Origin of the sequence: Microcystis sp. LE18-22.4A, from assembly GCF_027531105.1 — a bacterium.
Classification (GTDB): Bacteria; Cyanobacteriota; Cyanobacteriia; order Cyanobacteriales; family Microcystaceae; genus Microcystis; species Microcystis aeruginosa.
This window is the reverse complement of sequence record NZ_JAPZRB010000450.1, coordinates 1-4978: the sequence shown is the minus strand read 5'-3', so window position 1 is coordinate 4978 and position 4978 is coordinate 1. Positions and strand designations below refer to the sequence as shown.

Sequence of the window (4978 nt, the reverse complement as noted above, 5' to 3'; positions counted from 1 at the left end):
GGAGTGATCAGGGGTAAATTCAGGGACTTTTTCCCTGAAAATTAGGTAATTGACCCCCTCAAAATCGGTAAAACCCCACACCCCACACCCCACACCCTACACCCTGCCCCTAGGAAAAACTTTTTCAGCAAACCCTAAGTAGAGCATCTTGGAGAACTAAGATTAAGAAAATGGAAATTTACCAATTTAGCCAACGCCAGACAATTATTATGGCTATTCTAGTCCTCTATCTCGGTAAGTATTTAACCAAAAATATCAAATTTCTACAAGATTATAACATTCCTGATGCCGTTGCTGGTGGTGTCTTGGCTTCCTTATTTTTCGGTCTATTTTTTGCTGTTTTTAAATGGCAAATTGAATTTACCCTTAATGTTCGGGATGCCCTGTTAATCGTTTTTTTTACTACTATCGGGCTGTCCTCAAAACTAAAAACCCTGCTGCAAGGGGGTAAACCCTTGCTAATTTTATTAATAACCGCCGTGGTTTATCTCATTCTACAAAATTTAGCTGGGTTAGGAGTGGCAAAAGTGATGGGATTGGATTTACCCATCGGTTTGATTGCTGGTTCCGTTTCTTTGAGTGGGGGTCACGGGACTGCCATTGCTTGGGCTTCTATTTTTCGTGATAATTATGGCATCGCCAAAGCATCAGAAATTGGTGTAGCTAGTGCTACTTTTGGGCTAGTTTTAGGGGGAATTATTGGCGGACCGGTGGCTAAATGGTTAATTACTAGAAATCGACTGCGAGCCAATAATCAAGACCAAGATTTAACGGTGGGAATTAAACAAAGCCAGAGGAATGTCAATATCGATTACAATACAATGCTCCATTCAATCTTAGTGATTGGTTTAACTATCGGTTTAGGTAATCAGATTAACTACTGGGTGACTCCCCTTGGTTTAAAATTACCGGATTTTGTCCCCTGTTTATTGGCAGGAATTATCCTGACTAATACCGTACCTTTGGTGTTGAAACGCTTTCCTTGGCCCGCTAATACGCCCTCTTTAGCCTTAATTTCTGATGTTAGTCTCGGTTTATTCCTATCTATGTCCTTGATGAGTTTACAATTATGGACATTGATCGATTTGGCCGGACCGATTGCTATCCTGTTATTAGTGCAGTTCTCACTCAGTATTATTTATACTGTTTTACTGGTCTTTCCCGTAATGGGAAAAAACTATCATGCTTCAGTAGTTTGCGCCGGTTATTTGGGTTTAACTCTAGGGGCAACTCCCACAGCTATCGCCAATATGACCGCGGTGACGGAACATTTTGGGGCTTCTCCCCAGGCATTTATTATTGTTCCTTTGGTGGGGGCATTTTTTATCGATTTGTCTAATGCTTTTATCATCCAGCAATTTTTGAATTTTCTGACTTAAAAATTTTTATCGATCAAGTAATTTTTGAGGAAAGTTGACTAATCTTTTCCGTCAAGATTGGCCAAAGCTTGCAGTAAAATCGGAATAATACCAAATCCGTTTTTAATAATATGATTAACTGCTAATCGAACTTTAAAAACCCAGTTATGGATTGTTTCTTGCTGCTCCGGCGCTCCCCGCTTCGGCAGGACACAAGTTAACTTGTGTCCTTTTTCAGGCTCAAAATCAGAAATTAGGCTAATCCGACTAATTTAGCGCTGTATTCCCACATTTTTGCCCCTCTTTCATCGTCGCGAGCTTGAGGAGAAACCCTTTGAACAAAGGATTTACCCTCTTTTTTCTGACGATTGCCCCAACTCCAGTAAGCACCGGATTGACGGTATTCGGGGTCAGCCACCACCATAGCGACTCTTTCCCCGGCTAATTCTTGGGAAACATAGCCACCGGTGATATTTTTCTGGAACCAGGGGAAAAACTGCTGGAAAAAGGGGTAATGGTTGCGGAAAAGGGGTGTATCGGCCACACAACCCGGATAGAGGGAAGTAAAAGTGATTCCGGTCGATTGGTGATAGCGTTTGTGCAGTTCCCGCATGGTGAGAACATTACACACCTTACTATCTTTGTAGGCTTTGACCGATTCAAATTTTTTGCCGTCGGCCATAGTAATCGGCTCTTTGAAACCCTTGGCAAACCCGTCCAAATCGCCCAAATCGGGACGAGGAGGAATTTTACCGCCTAATTCATCGGGATTATGGGTGACAGTGCCGAGAATGACTAAACGGCGGTCGGGAGAGGGAGAATTTTTTAGATCTTCCAAGAGCAAATTTGACAACAGGAAATGACCTAAATGATTGGTGGCCATGCTCAATTCATAACCGTCGGGACTTCTTAAGGGTTCTTTGAGCAAAGGCAGATAGATAGCGGCATTGCAGACTAAAGCGGTTAGGGGTCTGCCCAAGGCCCGGAAATTTTTAACGAAGCGCCGGACGCTATCGAGGGAACCGAGGTCGATAAATTCCATACAGTAGTTATCCCGGGGAATGTTCAATTCCTTGGCAGCCTGTTCCATTTTCGGGATATCCCGACAGGCCATAACCACAAACCAACCTCTTTGAGCAAGGGATTTAGCGGCGTAGAGACCGACTCCAGAAGTTGTCCCAGTAATGATCACCGTGGGTTTTTGATCTTGTACCATTTTTTGATAGTTTTCGTTAATCGCTCTGGTCTAGGGAATATCCAAGGGATTCCGATTATAAATTTTATCTCAAATGTCGGGGTTTCATCCCGTCCCTAAAAGCGACGGGATGAAACCAAGCGCCAATATAAAACAGCACTTCGACACATTTCGACAGGCTCAATGTAAAGGCTCAACGTAAAGGCTCAGTGACACGAAGCACGATTAAAAATAAGCGTCCAGTCTCCTGACAAAATCTCGAATAACTTCTTCTTGTAAGGGTCTTGACCTACTCAGGCCAAATAGCTACCATGTAAGTAGAGCGGATAGGGTAATCAACCGCTTTAAAAACCCATGTAGTCTAACCACTACGCTATCTGCACCTTGACAATTAAAGATATGGGGTTCTACTCAATAGTTCTAGTTTCCCCCTGCTCGTGATGTAAAATCTTTACAGGAAATAGACAAAGCAGTATTTGAAGCTAACGTTTCAATTCAAGCAAACTTTGTACCCCCCCCCTGGCCCCCCCCGACGTCGGGGGGGGCCAGGGGGACTATCGTAGGGCATACGAAAAGTAACGCGCAAGCGTGAGAACCACCTCTGGGTTGGATAACGCAAGGCATCTAATTTAAGTGGACTCGTTGAACTAAGAATCCCGAAGCGCTTAGTGCGACGGGAGTGTCAAATAACTTCAAATTTTCGTGAGTGTTCACTTATCAGTGATCAGTGATCAGTTATCAGTGATCAGTTATCAGATTTAAGTTTACCGATCTCCCCACTTCCCCACTTCCCCAATTCATAATTCATAACTAACGAATGGGTTTAGCTAAATCACCGACTTTAAAACCATTACCGGTAATGATGCGACCGACGCTAGATTGACCATCAGCTTCGACAATTTCGAGAGTGCCAATCGGTTGAGTAATCTGACGGATAACCTTACCCGTTTGCGGATCCTTGACCGTTTGAGTCGTCCGTTCGATGGAAATGCGTAAACCGACACGATAGCCTTCTCCCGTACCTTTATTGAGAATTACCTGATTTCCCGCCACGGCAGCCACTAAAGCGGTGACAGTCGGGAGCGAGCGAGGTGTAGCGGCGATTTGGTCGGCTTTATCATTGAGATTATCCACCACCTGCGCCACTGCCTTATCCGTGGCAATACTGAGTAATTTCCCTTCGTTGGAGGTTTGGGAACCACCCCCAACCCCTAAAACCACGGTTGAACCATCGGATTGATTGGCAGTACCATCTCCCTGAGCGGTGGTAATAATTTCGGCCGTGGTGGTATTAATTGCCCGGACATTTAACTTGACAAAAGCATCGGTTTCTGTCTTGGCGGTGCTAAAAATAATAAACGAGCCACCAGATTGTTTTTTTTGTAAATCGAATTGGGTAATCGAACCGATAATCACCACATCTACCCCCAAAATTTGCCCGATTTGAGCGGCGGTAGCGGCATCTACCCGTCCCGAAGCCCCAAAATTTTGTTCTCTGAGGACAGCATCAATGCGACTGCGCTCAATGACTGTATAGCGACCACTTTCCACCAATTTATTGACGAGAATATCACTGACACCACTGGCTCCACCATTGAGAAATGTTAACCACTGGGGATTACTGAGACCGCTATAATCGAAGTCTAAAACCGCTACTCGCACCTTTTCGCTTTTTTGGGCTAAGAGTAGGGGTAAATTGTTAGAGATAGCTTGGGAGAAAGCCGGTGCGTTGAAGCTAAAACCCAAACTAGAAGCGACTCCCACAAGGGTAATCAAGACAGAAAAACCACGGATACTATCTCGATCAAACATGATAAGGGGTTCTCCAGTCAAATAGAATATAGATCATCGAAAATTTGGGTCTGAAACCCCGTCGTTCTACGACGGCTTTACTGTTAAATATTAGCACATTTACGAAATATATGCTAGTGTGAAAGGACATGGAAAAAGCCTATTCGTTTCGATTTTACCCCACACCCGAACAAGAGTCGCTATTGCGGCGCACTTTGGGCTGTGTAAGATTAGTTTACAACAAAGCTCTCCACGAACGAACACAAGCTTGGTATGAAAGACAAGAAAGAGTAGGCTACGCTCAAACTTCTTCAATGCTAACTGATTGGAAAAAGCAAGAAGAATTAGACTTTCTCAATGAAGTAAGCTGTGTACCTTTACAACAAGGGTTAAGACATTTACAAACAGCTTTTACTAATTTCTTTGCTGGTCGTACTAAGTATCCCAACTTTAAGAAAAAACATCAGGGAGGAAGTGCCGAATTTACTAAGTCTGCTTTTAAATTTAAAGACAAACAAATCTATTTAGCCAAATGCACAGAACCTTTACCTATTCGATGGTCAAGACAAATACCAGAAAGCTGTGACCCAAGTACAGTAACAGTCAGATTACATCCCTCAGGACGTTGGCATAT

At 43.6% G+C, this 4978-nt stretch carries 4 protein-coding genes; 2 read left to right on the top strand and 2 right to left on the bottom strand.

The window, feature by feature from the left end; all coding sequences use genetic code 11:
* The first annotated feature begins 170 nt into the window (after positions 1 to 170).
* Positions 171 to 1379: a sodium/glutamate symporter gene (gene gltS / locus O9295_RS19795; RefSeq protein WP_002795469.1), complete on the top strand. Its 1209-nt coding sequence runs from the start codon at positions 171 to 173 to the stop codon at positions 1377 to 1379.
* 232 nt (positions 1380 to 1611) lie between these two features.
* Here gltS and O9295_RS19790 read toward each other — a convergent pair whose 3' ends face one another.
* Together O9295_RS19790 and O9295_RS19785 are read right to left on the bottom strand one after the other, a co-directional pair.
* Positions 1612 to 2574, bottom strand: a complete 963-nt coding sequence (locus O9295_RS19790; RefSeq protein ID WP_002759735.1) for a protochlorophyllide reductase — start codon at positions 2572 to 2574, stop codon at positions 1612 to 1614.
* 789 nt (positions 2575 to 3363) lie between these two features.
* The gene (locus tag O9295_RS19785) at positions 3364 to 4365 is read right to left on the bottom strand and encodes a CsgG/HfaB family protein (RefSeq protein WP_288034752.1); all 1002 of its coding nucleotides are present in this window, start codon (positions 4363 to 4365) and stop codon (positions 3364 to 3366) included.
* Positions 4366 to 4493: 128 nt separating this feature from the next.
* On the opposite strand from O9295_RS19785, the gene O9295_RS19780 reads away from it, so the two are divergent.
* Positions 4494 to 4978: RNA-guided endonuclease InsQ/TnpB family protein (locus O9295_RS19780; RefSeq protein ID WP_288034750.1), on the top strand; the 485-nt coding region annotated here is incomplete at its 3' end.

Coding starts and splice junctions, on each gene's coding strand:
- O9295_RS19785 (WP_288034752.1), bottom strand. CDS start 4,365: ATGTTTGATCGAGATAGTATCCGTGGTTTTTCTGTCTTGATTACCCTT.
- gltS (WP_002795469.1), top strand. CDS start 171: ATGGAAATTTACCAATTTAGCCAACGCCAGACAATTATTATGGCTATT.
- O9295_RS19790 (WP_002759735.1), bottom strand. CDS start 2,574: ATGGTACAAGATCAAAAACCCACGGTGATCATTACTGGGACAACTTCT.